The organism is Bradyrhizobium sp. AZCC 2262, assembly GCF_036924535.1.
In the GTDB taxonomy this organism is placed as follows: Bacteria; Pseudomonadota; Alphaproteobacteria; order Rhizobiales; family Xanthobacteraceae; genus Bradyrhizobium.
Map to the genome: position 1 here is coordinate 2,291,893 of NZ_JAZHRT010000001.1, position 15,647 is coordinate 2,307,539.

General features: G+C 62.1%; 12 protein-coding genes. All 12 read left to right on the top strand.

The genetic code is table 11. The features are described from left to right. Positions 1–10: 10 nt before the first annotated feature. Entirely contained in the window at positions 11–1,219 is a 1,209-nt protein-coding gene (locus V1283_RS10780; protein WP_334386457.1) for an aspartate transaminase, read from the top strand. Positions 1,220–1,306: 87 nt separating this feature from the next. Next, complete coding sequence (nac, locus tag V1283_RS10785) at positions 1,307–2,248, top strand: nitrogen assimilation transcriptional regulator NAC (protein WP_334386458.1); 942 nt, start codon at positions 1,307–1,309, stop codon at positions 2,246–2,248. 155 nt (positions 2,249–2,403) lie between these two features. Further along, a complete protein-coding gene (locus V1283_RS10790) occupies positions 2,404–4,467 on the top strand; it encodes a hydantoinase/oxoprolinase family protein (protein WP_334386459.1) in 2,064 nt (687 codons plus the stop codon). Positions 4,468–4,476: 9 nt separating this feature from the next. Next, positions 4,477–6,153 carry a hydantoinase B/oxoprolinase family protein gene (locus tag V1283_RS10795; RefSeq protein ID WP_334386460.1) on the top strand — a complete coding sequence of 559 codons (1,677 nt, stop codon included), beginning with the start codon at positions 4,477–4,479 and terminating at the stop codon, positions 6,151–6,153. A gap of 8 nt (positions 6,154–6,161) precedes the next feature. After that, on the top strand, positions 6,162–6,965 hold the full coding sequence (locus V1283_RS10800; RefSeq protein WP_334386461.1) for an SDR family oxidoreductase: 804 nt from the start codon (positions 6,162–6,164) through the stop codon (positions 6,963–6,965). A 16-nt stretch (positions 6,966–6,981) separates the two neighbouring features. Then, positions 6,982–7,683, top strand: a complete 702-nt coding sequence (locus V1283_RS10805) for an HpcH/HpaI aldolase family protein (protein WP_334386462.1) — start codon at positions 6,982–6,984, stop codon at positions 7,681–7,683. 392 nt (positions 7,684–8,075) lie between these two features. Then, positions 8,076–8,321 (top strand): MFS transporter, encoded by a 246-nt coding sequence (locus V1283_RS44620; protein WP_442895720.1) that lies wholly within the window; start codon positions 8,076–8,078, stop codon positions 8,319–8,321. Positions 8,322–8,688: 367 nt separating this feature from the next. Continuing rightward, positions 8,689–10,233 carry a gamma-glutamyltransferase family protein gene (locus V1283_RS10810; protein WP_334393021.1) on the top strand — a complete coding sequence of 515 codons (1,545 nt, stop codon included), beginning with the start codon at positions 8,689–8,691 and terminating at the stop codon, positions 10,231–10,233. Between the two features lie 188 nt (positions 10,234–10,421). Further along, entirely contained in the window at positions 10,422–12,047 is a 1,626-nt protein-coding gene (locus V1283_RS10815; RefSeq protein ID WP_442895721.1) for an ABC transporter substrate-binding protein, read from the top strand. A gap of 99 nt (positions 12,048–12,146) precedes the next feature. Next, the gene (locus V1283_RS10820; RefSeq protein WP_334386463.1) at positions 12,147–13,088 is read left to right on the top strand and encodes an ABC transporter permease; all 942 of its coding nucleotides are present in this window, start codon (positions 12,147–12,149) and stop codon (positions 13,086–13,088) included. After that, positions 13,088–13,978 carry an ABC transporter permease gene (locus V1283_RS10825; protein WP_334386465.1) on the top strand — a complete coding sequence of 297 codons (891 nt, stop codon included), beginning with the start codon at positions 13,088–13,090 and terminating at the stop codon, positions 13,976–13,978. The genes V1283_RS10820 and V1283_RS10825 overlap by 1 nt, the downstream gene beginning before the upstream one ends. Next, on the top strand, positions 13,975–15,624 hold the full coding sequence (locus V1283_RS10830; RefSeq protein WP_334386466.1) for an ABC transporter ATP-binding protein: 1,650 nt from the start codon (positions 13,975–13,977) through the stop codon (positions 15,622–15,624). Before V1283_RS10825 ends, V1283_RS10830 begins: the two co-directional genes overlap by 4 nt. Positions 15,625–15,647 lie beyond the last annotated feature (23 nt).

A 15,647-nucleotide genomic window follows, 5' to 3' on the forward strand; every position in this document is an offset into this window, starting at 1 on the left:
GGAAACTGCCGTGACCATCTTCGTACCTGCTGCGCGCGTGTCGCGCATCAAGATTTCCCCGACCACGGCTGCCGCCGCGCGCGTTCGCGAGTTGAAGGCCGCCGGCCACGACATCGTCGACATGACGATCGGCGAGCCGGATTTCGACACCCCGGATCACGTCAAGGCCGCGGCGCACGCGGCGATCGATAACGGCGAGACCAAATACACCGCCGTCAATGGCACGCCGGCGCTGCGCGCGGCGATTATTGACGACTACAAGCGCCGCCTTGGACTTGACTATGCCGAAAGCGAAATCTGCGTCGGCGGCGGCGCCAAGCAGATCCTGTTCCTGGCCTTGATGGCAAGCGTGGAGGAGGGGGCGGAAGTCATCATTCCCGCACCTTATTGGGTGTCGTATCCCGACATGGTCATCGCCAATGACGGCAAGCCGGTCATCGTGGCCTGTTCCGAGAATGTCGGCTTCAAGTTGACCCCGGCGGCACTGGAGGCTGCGATCACACCGCGGACGCGATGGCTGATCCTGAATACACCGTCGAACCCCACGGGTGCGGCCTATGACCGGGCCGAACTCGAGGTCCTTGGCGAGGTGCTGCTGCGCCATCCGCATGTCATGGTGCTGTCCGATGACATCTACGATCAGATCTGGTTCCGCGACGAGCCGATGACGACGCTTGCGGCCGCCGTGCCGGGTTTGAAGGATCGCATCCTGCTCACCAATGGCGTCTCCAAATCCTACGCGATGACCGGCTGGCGCATCGGGTATGCGGCGGGTCCGGCCGCGCTGATCGCGGCCATCAACAAACTTCAATCCCAGATGTCGTCCTGCCCGTCGTCGATCAGCCAGGCCGCTGCAGCCCACGCGCTTGCAAGCGAGCAGAGTTTTGTCGGCGAAAGCGTAAAGCTCTACCGGGAGCGGCGCGACTATGCCTGCGCCCGGCTCAACGCCGTGCCGCATCTGCGTTGTCTGGCGCCGGACGGCGCCTTCTATCTCTATCCGAGCTGTGCCGGCGCGATCGGCAAGGTCACGCCGGAAGGCAAGACGATCGAGAGCGATCTCGACTTCGTGCTCTATCTCCTCGACAAGGGCGGGATCGCCTCGGTCCATGGCGCGGCCTACGGGCTTTCTCCCTATTTCCGGCTTTCGACCGCGACATCGATGGCGACGATCAAACAGGCGTGCGACCGCATCGAGAAGGCCTGCGCCGATTTGCGCTGAGGGCATCGGAGCCCGTTGTCGGGGCGCCTTGTTCTCCTGCCGGGATCGCCCTAGTGTTTCGGTTCACAGGGGTGACGCAGCGGGGCCATGAGCGTTGATTTCACAAAACTGAAGAGCTTCGTGAAGATCGTCGATGCCGGCAGCGTTTCCCGCGCCGCCAGCATTTTGCGAACCGCGCAGCCGGCGCTGTCGCAGCAAGTGGCGGCGCTCGAAAGCCATTTCAAGCACAAGCTTTTGACGCGCAGCAACACCGGCATCACGCCGACCGAGGCGGGCCTGGTGTTGTACCGGCATGCCCAGTTGCTGCTGAAGCAGATCGAGCAGGCCAAGATCGACATCGACAATTCCTCGAAATCGCTGGCTGGCCGTGTCTCGATCGGGCTTGCGACCTATTCGACGTCGAGTGCGCTGTCGCTGCCGATCCTGAAGGAAATGAAGGCGCTGCATCCCCAGATCATCGTCCATATCAACGACAGTTTTGGTCATGTGCTGAGCGAGTTGATCATGACCGGCAGGATGGACATGGCTGTCATCTATGGCTCGGAACCGATCAAGGGGGTGACACTGCGGCCGTTGTTTCGCGAAGAACTGTTTCTGGTGTCTCCCCCCGGTACCGCCTTCAGCAAATCACCGACCGAAACGTTGCCGCTCTCGGCGCTTGCCGACGTGCCGCTGCTGTTGCCGAGCAAGGGCCACTTCCTGCGCCGCCTGATCGATGAGTCGCTGGCGCGGGCACGTGTCGTCCCAAACGTGGCCTCGGAAATCGAGTCGGTTTCGTCACTCGGCGCGGCGGTCATGGACGGCCTCGGTTCGACGATCCTTCCGGCTTCCGTCGCCGCCAGCGCCTCGAGTTTTGCCGGCGCCGATATCAGGCGGCTGGCGCGCCCGGTGATCGAGGCAACGGTGTCGCTTTGCACCTCCGATCACCTTCCGCTGTCGGAGCCCGCTTTGGCGGTCCGATCCGTGCTGCTCGACGTGATCGAAAAGCTGATGCGCAAGCACCCGCAAGGCATTCGCTCGGCGCCATAAGCAAAGTCTATAGCGGCAGACCGCACTTGTGTTGGCTGGCGTCAGCGCCATCCCGTACCCTTCAACCCTAACGGGATTCCGGTAGCCCGGGCTCGATGATTCATCGGGTTGCTATTCCCGCGCTGCCTGACGAACTGTCGCTGCCTGAGGAAACCATGGCCAAGCTCGCATTTGATACCGGGGGCACTTTTACCGATTTCGCCCTGCTCGACGATGACGGCGAACTGCATCTGCACAAGGTGCTGAGCACGCCGAAAAACCCGGCCGAGGCGGTGGTGCAGGGCGCGACCGAACTGCTCGAGCGCTTCGGCAGCCGTATCGATCTGGCAAAACTCCAGGTGCTCGGCGCCACGACGGTGGTCACCAACGCCGTCCTCGAACGCAAGGGCGTAGAAACCGGTTTCATCTCGACCGCCGGCTTCCAGGACATGCTGCGGATCCGCAACGAGGGCCGCTACGATCTCTATGATTTGAATCTCCGATATCCCGATCCGCTGGTCACCCGCGCCAACAGTTTTGGCGCCGAGGAGCGCATGACGGCCGACGGCGCCGTCGTCACCGAACTGAAGGAAGACGCGATCCGGGAGATCGCCGGGCGTCTGCGCAGCAAGGGCATCAAGTCGGTCGCGGTCTGCCTGCTGCATGCCTACAAATACCCGAAGCACGAACAGCGCATTGCTGCGCTGCTGCGCGAAGAGAGCCCGGACATCTTCGTCTCGCTCTCCTCGGAAGTCTGTCCTGAGGTGCGCGAGTTCGATCGCGCCTCGACCACCGTCGTCAATGCCTACACCCGCCCGCAGATGGCAGGCCACGTCGCCCATTTGCAGCGCGAATTCGCCAACAAGGGAATCGACCGGCAGGTGCTTTGGATGACGTCGTCCGGCGGCCTCGTTCCGAGCCTGCGTGCCGCCGAGCTTCCCGTGCGTCTGATTGAATCAGGTCCCGCGGCAGGCGCGGTCGCCGCCGCCGAGTTCGGCAGAACGGCGGGCGAGGCCAGCGTGTTGTCCTTTGACATGGGCGGCACCACCGCAAAACTCTGCCTGATTCCGAATGGCGAGCCGACGGTCGGCACCGACCTCGAAGTCGCGCACTACCAGCGTTTTCGCAAGGGGTCCGGATTTCCGCTAAAAATCCAGTCGATCCAGATGATCGAGATCGGCGCGGGTGGCGGATCGATCGCGGCCAAAAATCAACTCGGCCTTCTCGACGTCGGCCCACGTTCGGCCGGCGCGCTTCCGGGCCCGGCCGCTTACCAACGCGGCGGCACCGAACCAACGGTTACCGATGCCGACATTCTGCTCGGCTACATGGGCGTCGAATCCTTCGTCGGCGGCTCGTTCAAGGTCTCAAAGGACGCGGCCCGGGAGGCGATGGAAAAGCTCGCAGCCTCGCTCGATGTCAGCGTTGACCGCTGTGCCTGGGGCATCCACGACCTCGTCAATGAATCCATGAGCAAGGCAGCCGCCATGCATGCGACCGACCTCGGCGTCGATCCCCGCACGCTGCCGATGGTGGCGTTCGGCGGCGCCGGTCCGGTGCACGCCTACGGCATCGCCCGCAAGCTCGGCATCAAGCGCGTCATCTGCCCGACCGGTGCCGGGGTCACTTCGGCGATCGGGCTCCTCATCGCGCCGGTGGCGGTGGATCTGTCCGCCAGCTTTCCGATGGGCATGGACAGTTGGGATTTCGACCAGATGCGGCTGCTGCTCGACGATCTGGCCGCGCAAGGCGCCGAAGTCGTCGTTGCCGCCGGCGTCGCCAGGGAAGCGATCACCAACCGCTACACCGTCGACATGCGCTATGTCGGGCAGGGCTATGAGATCACGGTCGCGTTGCCCGATCGCAACCTGCCGAAGGACGAATTTCTCCGGCAGCTCCTGGATAATTTCACAAAACTTTACCGCGAACTGTTCGGCCGCACCGTATCGGCCTCCGTCGAGGTCATCACCTGGCGGCTTCGTGCTGGCGGAGGCAAGGACCAGGTCACGCGTCCGCATCAGGCGGAAGTGGCCGACGCCCGCAAGGGCAAGCGATCGGTCTATTTCAGCGAACTCGGCGCCTATGTCGAGACGCCGGTCTACGATCACTACAAGCTACCGCTCGATCAGCCCATCAAAGGGCCAGCCATTATCGAACAGCGCGAATCGACCGCCGTCGTCGGCCCGAGCGGCACCGCGCATGTCGACGGGCACGGCAATCTCGTGATCAACATTCTCTGAGGACGCGCGATGTCGAGCAACACTCCCGATTTCAACGACCCGATCAATCTCCAGGTGATGTGGAATCGCCTGATCTTCATCGCCGATCAGGCCGACAACGTTCTGGGGCGCACCGCGTTTTCGCCGATCGTGCGCGAGAACCACGATTATGTCACCGTGCTGCTCGACAGCCGCGGCCGGGCGCTGGCCCAGTGCACCTGGTCGATCCCGGTGTTCATCACCTCGCTGCCGGTCGCCGCTCAAAAATATTTCCTGCCGAAATTTCCGGCTAAAATGCTCAGCGAAGGCGACGTGCTCGCCACCAACGACCCCGAAATCGGCACCGGCCATCTGCCCGACGTCACCATGATCACGCCGATCTTCAAGAAGGGCAAGGTCGTCGCCTATGCCGGCGCGATCGCGCATCTGCCCGATGTCGGCGGCAGGCCGCTGCATTCGGAGGCCAGCGACATTTTTGAGGAAGGCATCCGCTTCCCGATCGTGAAGCTGCACAAGGCCGGCGTTCCCAACCAGGACGTGCTCGATATCATCGCCGCTTCCGTGCGGCTGCCGACCGAAGTGCTCGGCGACCTCGAATCGATGGTCGCGGCGAACAATGTCATGGGGCGGGAGCTGCTGAAATTTCTCGACGAGTATGACCTCGACGAAATCGACGGCCTCGCCGATGCCATCCATACCCGCTCGGAAGCGCAGACCCGCAAGGCGATCCGGCAATGGCCGAACGGCACCTATACGGCCGAAGTGCTGCTCGACGGCTACGACGTCGATGTGAAGCTGAAGGCGGCGGTGATCGTGAAGGACGATTCCATTCACGTGGACTATGCCGGCTCGTCGGACCAGGTGCTGCACTCGATCAATTGCCGGACCAACTACCGTTACGCGCATTCGGTCTATGCCCTGAAATGCCTGCTCGATCCGGACACGCCGAACAATGAGGGCTGCATCACGCCGATCACGGATGAAGCGCCGGAGGGATCGATCCTGAATCCGAACCAATGGACCGCGGGCAACTCACGCAACCTGATCGGTCACGTCATTCCTTCGTTGATCTTCAAGGCGCTTGAAAAGGTGGTTCCAGAAAAGGTCATGGGCGACAGCGGCGGCGCGCCGATCTGGGCCGCCAATTGCGTCGGCCAGCGCGACGATGGCTCGCAATATGGTTCGGTGCAGAATTTCCATGGCGGGCAGGGCGCGCGTTCGGAGATCGACGGCCTCGACACCCTGAGTTTCCCCTCGAACTGCAAGGTGACGGCGATCGAGATGTTCGAGATCGCCGTGCCGGTGCTCACCGAGTGCAAGGAACTGATTGCGGATTCGGGCGGCGCCGGCAAGCATCGCGGCGGCCTCGGCCAGCGGGTTATCCTGCGCAATCTCGGCAAGGGCCCGATGAGCATCTATCTTGCGTCGGAGCGGGTCCGGCATCCCTGCTTCGGGGTGGTGGACGGTCAGTCCGGCAGCGCCGGCAAGGTGAATAAAAACGGCCAGCCGCAATTTCCCAAGGGTAAGGTCGTGCTGAAGACCGGCGAGCGGCTGGAAGTCGAAACGCCCGGCGGCGGCGGGTGGGGCAGGACGTCCGAGCGCGTCGGCGGGCTGATCGAGCTTGATCTCGCCGAGGGACTGATTACCCCTGAGGCGGCCAAAAAGATCTACCGGCACACGCGCGCAACGCCTGCGGCTGCCGAATAGGAGACAAGATGGGTCTGATCGACGGCAAGATTGCCCTCGTCACCGGTGCTGGAACCGGCATCGGCCGGGAGTCCGCCATCCTGCTGGCGCGGGAAGGCGCGACCGTCGTTCTCACCGGCCGCCGGATCGGACCGCTCGAGGACGTCGCAGCCGAGATCAAGAAGCAGGGCGGCAAGGCGATCGCCCGGACCCTCGACATCGAGTCGCGTGCCGCAATCCTGGTGGCGGTTTCCTGGGTCGGCGCCAATGTCGGCGCGATCGACATTCTCGTGAACAATGCCGGCAGCGCCAGCAAGGTGTTGAACGCCCGCTTCATCAGCGAGGAGGAGTGGAATTCCACCGTCAACGTCAACCTCACTGCGGTGTTCAATCTGACCCAGGCGGTCCTGCCTGCCATGATCGCAAGGGGCGAGGGCACCATCATCACGGTGTCGTCGCTGGCCGTACTCAATCCGAACCTGTTGGGTGGCGCCGCCTATGGCGCGGCGAAGGCGGGCGTCAAGAATTTTATGACCTTCCTGCACAACACCTATCGCAACCAGGGTATCCGCGCGACGACGATCCTGCCCGGCGAGACCAACACGCCGATCATGGACAATCGCGCCCGCCCGCCGCTGGAGCGCGAGCGCGCCGTCATGCTCGATCCGCATGATGTGGCCCGGGCGGTGTTGCTCTGTGCGTCCTTGCAGAAGGGCGCGATGATTCCCGAACTGCATATCTGTCCGACCTTCATGCGCGACACCTCGGCCGATATCGAGACCGCGCGCTGGGTCGGCGCGCCCGATGACACCCCCGACAAGCCAAAGCAATAGACCGGAAGGAACGGCCATGAACGGAGCCAAGCTGCGCGAACGCCTGTCGAAGGGCGAGGCGATCACCATGTTCAATCCGCATCACGTGTCGCCTGGCCTTTCGGCGCGGCTGGTGGAACTCGGCGCGGACTCGATCTTCGTCGATTGCGAGCATGGTGCGTGGGGTTTTGAGGATGTGCGCAACGCCGCCCAGGTCATTCGCGGCGCCGGTGGTGCTGCGATCGTGCGGCCGGATTCACACCAGCGCTCATTGCTGATCCGCTACCTCAACGCCGGCGCTGACGGTTTGATGGTGCCGATGGTCGATACCCCAGCGCAAGCCCGCGCCATCGTCGATGCGATTCGCTACGCCTTGCCGGCCGATCATGAAAAGCGGCTGGTGGTCTCGATGGTCGAGACGCTGGAGGCGATCGGCAATATCGATCAACTCTGCGCCGTCGAAGGCATCGACGTGTTCTTCATCGGGCCCGGCGACCTCTCGCAGAACATGGGCTACCCGCCGGCGCCGCCCTTCGGGCAGCCCCGTCCGCAAGCCGTCATCGACAAGGTCGGTTACGCCGTCGAGAAGATCCGCGCCGCCGGCAAGATCGCCGGCACGCTGGTGACGTCAGACGAGTTGCCGTACTGGCTCGAAAACGGCGTGCAGTTCTTCTACGTCCATTCCGACCCGTTCCTGCGGCTCGGGATGAACGGCATCAAGAAGTCGCTGGGGCGGTGAACTTAGCCGGCACATCTTCTGTAACGTCCGAATTGCGAGTGGCCGCTTCTGGCGGATAGTGTTGAAAAAGTCGAAAATCTAGCGACCCGAAAAATCTCGCGAAAGTTGATGTTTGGATTTTTCTTCCGCTGCGTCGCTCTTCAAAGCTACTACGGAGGTCTGTGGTCGATTTTGGATGAAACGATATGGTCCCTCACATAGCAGCGCATGAAACGCACGAGCGGCCCTGAGAATTTTCAGTCCTACGGCCAAAAGGACTTTTTCAACACTATCCGCGCAAAGCGGCCATTGCTCCGAAGCGTCTGGTAGTGTTCGAGCCGGCGCGCGACCAAATCCGGTTGAGTATGGGGTTCGAGGCGCAGCAGACCTGAGTTTGATCCATCGCGCGACCGATGATCCTTTGGAATGCAAGGCTCAGCCTCCAAGGTTACCTGACCCGGGTCCGGGCGCTTGGTGTCATCGCTGCGACTGCCTGGTTGCGGTTGGCGTCGATGGTCGGACCGACGATCGTCGGGACGATGTCTGCATATGGCCTCGGTTCGGTTTTCCTCACCTTCGCCGCGGTTGCCTTGCTCGCGGCCCTCATAGTGACAATCTTCGCCGTTGAGACCAAGGGCGGTGAAGAACTTTCGCCATAAAGGGCGCTCGCCGCACCGCGGGCTGATAGTTGACAGCTTACCCTTGCGCGATGATCGCCAAGCTCCAGAATGCTTGCAGGCTCTGCGAACCGCCATCTAACGGCAACAGACAATTTCTGTCGATAGAGCTGCGAGGCTCAGCGGGAAACTGCTCCAGCGCTTGGCTAAGGCTATCCGCTAGGCTCGACATTAAATTCTGCAAGCGAGTGGAAAAGTGCGCACTCATGCTTCGTCCAAGAGGCACATCAGCGAAATTGATCGCGATTAGGTGCCAAAGATGCCTTGAAGCATCGACGGAGTCAGAATGAGTAAGGGAATCGTAGTCGCCGAGCAACCCGATGCGGTCGAGGTTGGAGCCCGCATTCTCATGGCGGGAGGCAACGCGATTGACGCCGCAATCGCGTGCGCGTTCGCGCAAGGCGTCGTGGACCAGATGAATGGCGGCGTGGCGGGTTATGGTTGCGCTCAGGTCTACCTTCCAGACCGTGGCCTTCACGAAGGCACGAACTTCCTGTTCCAGGCGCCTGCCGGCGTCGTTCCCGGCATGTGGAATCATCTGCTCGAGCGTGAAACCCCTGACGGGTTCGGCTTCGTCCTCAAGGGTTACATCAACGATTTCGGCTACAGGTCGATTGCCGTGCCGGGCGCCGTGAAGGGCTGGCATGACCTGCAGCGCCGATATGGTCTGCTGCCCTGGTCCGATGTGGTGCAACCGGCCATTCGTCTTGCTATTGATGGATACCGCATCACACCGGCCGTACGCGAGCAATGGTTCGTGGTCGATGATGCCGGCCGGGCCGACAACATCCACAGGCTGCGGCAAACGCCGGCCTATTCGTATCTGTTCTTCGCACCGGACGGAACAGCCCTGAAAACAGGCGCTGCGGTCCGCAATCCCGATTATGGGGCGACACTCGAAGCGATCGCCCGTGACGGCGCAGCCGGTTTTCACGAGGGGCGCATCGCCGACGCCATTTCGGCCGATATGGAGCGCAATGGAGGCATGTTGCGTCGTGAAGACCTCGAGAGCTACGAGGTCGAGCAGGTCAAGCCGTTATGGGGCAATTACAGGGGGCATCGCATCAGCGTGCTGCCGCCGCCGACCAGCGGACCCATGCTGCTGCGTATCCTTCATGTGCTGGAGCATTTCGATCTTCGCGGCATGGGGCATAACACGCCGGATTACATCGCCACCGTCGCTGAGGTGATGAAGCGGGCCCAGCTTGCCAAGGAAGCGCAGATCGGGGACCCGCGCCATGACGCTGTCGATACCGCTGCGATCATCGACCCCTGCGTGTGCCTGCAGGAGGCAGAAGCCATCAAGCGGGGCGAGCGGGTCAGGATCGAGCGGTTGGGGGACACCGAGACAAAGACCACGACCCACATTTCGGTCATCGATGCCGCCGGGAATGCAGTGACGATGACCCACTCGCTTGGGGCTCAGTCCGGCGTTCTGACGCCCGGTCTGGGGTTCATGTACAACGGGGCTATCGGAATGTTCGATCCCCGCCCCGGTAATGCGCGTTCATTGGAGCCCTATCGGCGCCGCGTAACCTCCATGACTCCGACCATGGTTTTCGCAGGAAACCGAATGCGAATGCTGCTGGGCGCCCCGGGGGGATCGCATATTCCGTTTGGCATCCTGCAGGTCATCCTCAATGTGCTGGATCACGGAATGTCGATTTCCGACGCCGTGGCCGCACCACGGTTCTCCGCGCCCGGAGACGTAATCGACCTAAGTGCGCGTATTCCATCATATGTTTGCGAGGCTGTGGCGGCTCGAAGCTACCGAGTCGCCCGATCCGCGCAGAGTTTTACGGTTGCGAAGGTCCACGCCATTCTTTGTGACGCCGCAGGAACGGCGGAAGGAGCAGCCGATCCTGGGGGCGGCGGAATGGCGCTCTCGGTCTGACGGGGTCCCCTATTGGGGACCCACAGGCGTCACGCCGACGCAGAATCCTACCAATAAGGTCGTCCGCCACCACCTGTGCCATCGCTTATTCCGATAGAGGGCGTCCTATAATTTGAATTTCCAAAAGCCGAATACCGTCAATAGGCTTTTGACGCTTGAACACATCCCGCCTTGGTCAGGAGTGCAACATGAGTGGTTCTTCGCGTCGTCGTCTCGTCGGGCAACGGTTTTTGGGTGTTCTGAACCGACGCGGAATCCTCCTTGGCGCGGCAGCGGTCCTGATCGGAACGGCCGTGCCGGCGGCCGCCGCCCCGAAGACCATTCGTGCGGTGATGCACGCGCCGCTGCGCTTGATCGATCCGATTACATCCACTGCCTACATCTCGCGCGACCATGGTTACATGATCTACGACACCCTGGTCGCGGTGGACGAAAATATGCAGCCGCAGCCGCAGATGGCGGACTGGAGCATCTCGGACGACAAGCGCACCTATACGTTCAAGCTGAGGGACGGTCTGGCTTGGCACGACGGTCAGCCGGTGACCGCTGAAGACTGCGTGGCGTCCCTCAAGCGCTGGTGGCAGCGCGATACCATGGGGCAACTGCTCGCGACCTACGTCGACTCGCTCGAAGCGACTAATCCGGCGACCGTCACCCTGAAGCTGAAACAGCCGATAGGTTTCGTTCTCGATGCGCTCGGCAAGCCGTCGTCCAACGTCCCCTTCATGATGCCGAAACGCGTGGCCGACACCCCCGCAACCCAGCCGATCACTGAGACCATCGGGTCTGGACCTTTCAAATTCGTCAAGGAAGAGTTTCAGCCGGGCGTTCGCGCCGTTTACGTCAAGAACGACAAATACGTGCCGCGCAACGCGAAACCAAGCTGGGCGTCGGGCGGCAAAGTGGTGAAGGTCGATCGCGTCGAATGGGTCGTCATGCCGGATGCCCAGACCGCAATCAACGCGCTCGCCAATGGCGAAATCGACTACATCGACGAGCCGCAGGTCGATCTGCTCAAGCTGCTCGATGGCAACAAGGACACAGTCGTCAAGAACAATAACAAGTTTGGCCTCCAGGTCATTTCTCGAATGAACTTCCTGGCGCCACCGTTCACCGACGTGAAGATACGGCGAGCAGCCATGCTCGCGTTCAAGCAGGAGAACTTCTTGGCCGCAATGGTCGGAGATCCCAGCGGCTACAAGGTTTGCGGGGCGATGTTTGTGTGCGGAACGCCGCTTGCGACGGAGGTGGGCTCTGAATCCCTGTTGAAGGGCAACGGAATGGCAGAGGCCCAGAAGCTTCTCAAGGAAGCGAACTACGACGGCAAGCCAATCCGCATCGTTCAGCCGACCGACGTCAATACCCAGAAGGCACAGCCGATCGTCGGAGCGCAGGCTCTGAAACAGGCTGGCTTCAATGTTGAATTGCTGCCGATGGACTGGCAGACCGCGGTGGCCACGCGCGGCAACGCCAAGATGGCACAAGAGGGCGGTTGGCACCTGTTCTTCACGGCGTTCGGCGGCGCCGACGTGTCCAATCCGCTGACCAGTCTGCCGCTGAACGCTGCCGGGATGTCCGGCTTCGCCGGCTGGCCTGACGACAAGGACATTCAGGCCTTGCGGATTCGTTTTGGCGAAGCGACCGGCGCGGACCAGCGAAAAGAGGTCGCCGCGGAATTGCAAAAGCTGGCGTTCGAGCGGGTCATCTATGTTCCACTGGGGCAGATCGCGACGCCGGCTGCATGGAGTGCAAAGCTCACCGGTGTGCTCGACGGGCCGGCTGTTCCCTACTTTTGGAATATGGACAAGCCCTGATCGGCCTCGATATTCGTTCGGTCGAGCGCGCGGTCTTCTCGGGCTTCGGTCGGCGAAGGGGAAAGGAACGACTGGCGGCCGTCCCACAAGGATGCATCTATGTTCGGCTTCATCTTGCGGCGCATGGTCGCTTCAATTCCTGTCATGTTCGTCGTCGCGGTGGCGATATTCATGGTGCTGCGCCTGACGCCGGGCGATCCGGCTTCCGTTATCGCTGGGGACAACGCAACCGTCGAGCAACTCGCGCGCATCCGCGCACAGCTCGGCCTCGATCAACCGCTTTATCGCCAATTCGCCGACTGGATGCTGCAACTCGCGCGCGGTGACTTCGGCACCTCGATCATCTCGGGGGCGCCGGTCTCCCGTCTGATCGCCGACCGCATCGAGCCGACCGTGAGCCTTGCTTTGTCGACGATCGCTTTGTCCGTCATTGTTGCGGTCCCGCTTGGCGCGTTGGCGGCCGCGCGGCAGGGGACCTGGGTCGATCGTGCGGTCATCGCTCTCTCGGTGGTCGGCTTCTCCGTCCCGGTCTTTGTTATCGCCTACGGCCTGATCCAGATATTTGCGGTCGATCTACGATGGCTCCCCGTCCAGGGCTTTGTCAGCATCCGCTCCGGAATGTCTGAATTTGCGCAACGCATGATCATGCCCACGCTGGCGCTGACGTTTCTCTACGTCGCGCTCATCGCGCGGATTACGCGAACAAGCCTGCTGGAGGTCCTGGGCGAGGATTACATTCGCACGGCACGGGCCAAAGGCATTTCCGAAAAGTCGGTCTTCATGCGGCACGCGCTGCGCAATGCGGCCGTTCCGATCATCACGGTGATTGGTATCGGCTTCGCGCTGCTGGTCAGCGGTGTCGTGGTGACCGAGAGCGTGTTCAATCTTCCCGGCGTGGGTCGATTGACCATCGATGCCGTCCTGGCACGGGACTATCCGGTTATCCAGGCGATCATTCTGCTGTCGAGCCTTCTCTATGTCCTGATCAATCTGACCATCGACGTGATCTACGTGCTTGTCGACCCAAGGATCCGCTATTGATGAGCCTGAACCTGTATCTCGATCCGGTCGCACCGAGGCGGTTCAGCCTCTTCCGGCTGACGTCGGTCTTCCTTCGGGCGCCCCTTGTGGCGCTCTCCGGCGTGTTGCTCTCCATCATCCTAGTCGCTGCCTTGTTTGCGCCCTGGCTTGCCCCTCACGATCCGGGGCTGCTGGATCCGCTGATGCGCCTGAAGCCGGCAAGTGTGCAGTATCCTCTCGGCAATGATGCTTACGGCCGCGACCTCCTGTCACGGGTGCTGTACGGCGCGCGCGTGTCGCTCGGCGTGGGGATTGGAGCAGCGGTCTGCAGCGTGGTCATTGGGCTAACGATCGGTCTCTTCGCGGGCTTTATCGGTTGGCTCGATTCCATCGTCATGCGTATCGTCGACGGCCTGATGGCGATCCCGAATGTCCTGCTCGCGATCACCATCGTCACGCTGTCCGGCGCGAGCCTGACGACGGTGATCCTCGCGATCACGTTGCCCGAAATCCCACGGGTGATCAGGTTGGTGCGCTCGGTGGTGCTGACGGTGCGCGAGGAGCCCTACGTCGAAGCTGCCATTTCGCTGGGCAGTTCGATGCGCCGGATCCTGTGGCGCCATCTGATGCCGAATACCTTCGCGCCACTCATCGTCCAGGGAAGTTATGTCTGCGCATCAGCGATCCTGACGGAAGCCGTGCTCTCGTTTCTCGGCACGGGCATCAACCCGGTGACCCCGAGTTGGGGGAACATCATGGCTGAAGGTCGCAGCTATTTCAGGCTCAAGCCGGAGTTGATCTTTTGGCCCGGGCTGTGTTTGTCGCTGACGATCCTGTCGATCAACATATTGGGAGACGCATTGCGCGATACGCTTGATCCGCGCCTGATCAAACGGGGAGACGGGCGATGAGCGACGCACCGCTTCTCTCGCTCCGCAATCTTTCGGTGGCGACATCGGAAGGCAGGGCGGTCGTCAGCAACATCTCGCTTGATGTTCGGGCCGGCGAGACGATGTGCCTGGTTGGGGAATCCGGATCAGGAAAGTCGGTAACCTCGCTGGCGGTGATGGGGCTTCTGCCGCGCAATGCGCTCCGGCCGGTTAGCGGTGAGATTTTGCTCGATGGCGAGAACCTGCTCGCCGCCAGCGAAACGCGGCTGCGCGCGTTGCGCGCCACCAGCATGGCAATGATCTTTCAGGAGCCGATGACCGCGCTCAATCCCATCGTTCGGGTCGGAGACCAGATCGACGAAGTCTTGCGGACCCATACGCGGCTTGGATCGCAGGAGAGGCGCAAGCGGGCTCTCGGAATGCTGGAAGAGGTCCACCTTCCGGAGGCCGGCCGGATCTACCGATCCTACCCGCATCAAATTTCCGGCGGGCAGCGGCAGCGCATCATGATTGCGATGGCTCTCATCTTAAGGCCACGCCTGTTGATCGCCGATGAGCCAACGACCGCCCTCGATGTAACCACACAAAAGCAGATCATTGCTCTGATCCGTGAGTTGCGCGAGAGCCACGGGACGGCGGTGCTGTTCATTACCCACGATATGGGCGTCGTGAAGGAGATCGCGGATCGCGTGACGGTGATGCGTAGCGGAGCCGTGGTGGAAAGCGGATCGGAGCCAGAGGTGCTGGCCACGCCCAAGGAAGACTACACCCGGAAGCTCCTGGCTGCGGTGCCCAGTCTCGTGCCTCGCCGACCACGACCGGAGGCGGATGCAAGGGCACTGCTGGCCGTGCGCGACCTCGGCAAGGTGTACAAGGCACAGGCAATGTTTGGACCCGCACGCGAGGTTGTCGCCGCGCGCAATGTTGATTTTGTTCTGCGCGCGGGCCGAACGCTGGGCATCGTCGGTGAATCGGGGTCGGGTAAATCAACGGTAGCGCGTTGTGCCGTCGGGCTGACCGACCCAAGCGAGGGAGCGATCGAACTCGACGGCCACAAGATGCCCGGCCAATCCTTCCGCGAGCTCAAGCCCTGGCGCCGGCGCGTCCAGATGATTTTTCAGGATCCCTACCGTTCGCTGAACCCGAAAATCCGCGTCGGTGAATCGATCGTCGAAGGGCCAACGAACTATGGCGTTTCCCATCGCGAGGCCATGGTTGAAGCCCGCCGCTTGTTGGAACTGGTGGGCCTGCCCGCCGATTCGGCGGCGCGTTATCCGCATCAATTCTCCGGTGGTCAGCGCCAGCGCATCGCCATTGCGCGCGCCCTGGCAATGAAGCCCGACGTTCTCGTCGCCGACGAGGCCGTTTCGGCGCTCGACGTTTCGGTTCAGGCGCAGGTTCTTGAACTGCTGGCTGAAATACAGGCGCGCCTTGGTGTCGGGATTCTCTTCATCACCCATGACCTGCGTGTTGCCGCCCAGATTTGCGACGACGTCATCGTGATGAAGAATGGCTGCATCGTCGAGCATGGGACGGCTGAGGAAGTGCTGTCGCGGCCGCGGGCCGATTATACCCGGGCGCTATTCGAAGCGGCGCCCGGACGCGACTGGGATTTTCCGAATTGCCGGCCGATTGACCGACGCAGTACTCCGGCGGCGGCCGAGTAGAGCCTGGTTACGCCCCGTCGGGA

Bases quoted from the DNA above. Each gene is read 5' to 3' on its own strand.
- V1283_RS10795 (WP_334386460.1), top strand. From the start codon at position 4,477: ATGTCGAGCAACACTCCCGATTTCAACGACCCGATCAATCTCCAGGTG.
- V1283_RS44620 (WP_442895720.1), top strand. From the start codon at position 8,076: ATGATCCTTTGGAATGCAAGGCTCAGCCTCCAAGGTTACCTGACCCGG.
- V1283_RS10790 (WP_334386459.1), top strand. From the start codon at position 2,404: ATGGCCAAGCTCGCATTTGATACCGGGGGCACTTTTACCGATTTCGCC.
- nac (WP_334386458.1), top strand. From the start codon at position 1,307: ATGAGCGTTGATTTCACAAAACTGAAGAGCTTCGTGAAGATCGTCGAT.
- V1283_RS10830 (WP_334386466.1), top strand. From the start codon at position 13,975: ATGAGCGACGCACCGCTTCTCTCGCTCCGCAATCTTTCGGTGGCGACA.
- V1283_RS10815 (WP_442895721.1), top strand. From the start codon at position 10,422: ATGAGTGGTTCTTCGCGTCGTCGTCTCGTCGGGCAACGGTTTTTGGGT.
- V1283_RS10810 (WP_334393021.1), top strand. From the start codon at position 8,689: ATGGCGGGAGGCAACGCGATTGACGCCGCAATCGCGTGCGCGTTCGCG.
- V1283_RS10825 (WP_334386465.1), top strand. From the start codon at position 13,088: ATGAGCCTGAACCTGTATCTCGATCCGGTCGCACCGAGGCGGTTCAGC.
- V1283_RS10805 (WP_334386462.1), top strand. From the start codon at position 6,982: ATGAACGGAGCCAAGCTGCGCGAACGCCTGTCGAAGGGCGAGGCGATC.
- V1283_RS10820 (WP_334386463.1), top strand. From the start codon at position 12,147: ATGTTCGGCTTCATCTTGCGGCGCATGGTCGCTTCAATTCCTGTCATG.
- V1283_RS10800 (WP_334386461.1), top strand. From the start codon at position 6,162: ATGGGTCTGATCGACGGCAAGATTGCCCTCGTCACCGGTGCTGGAACC.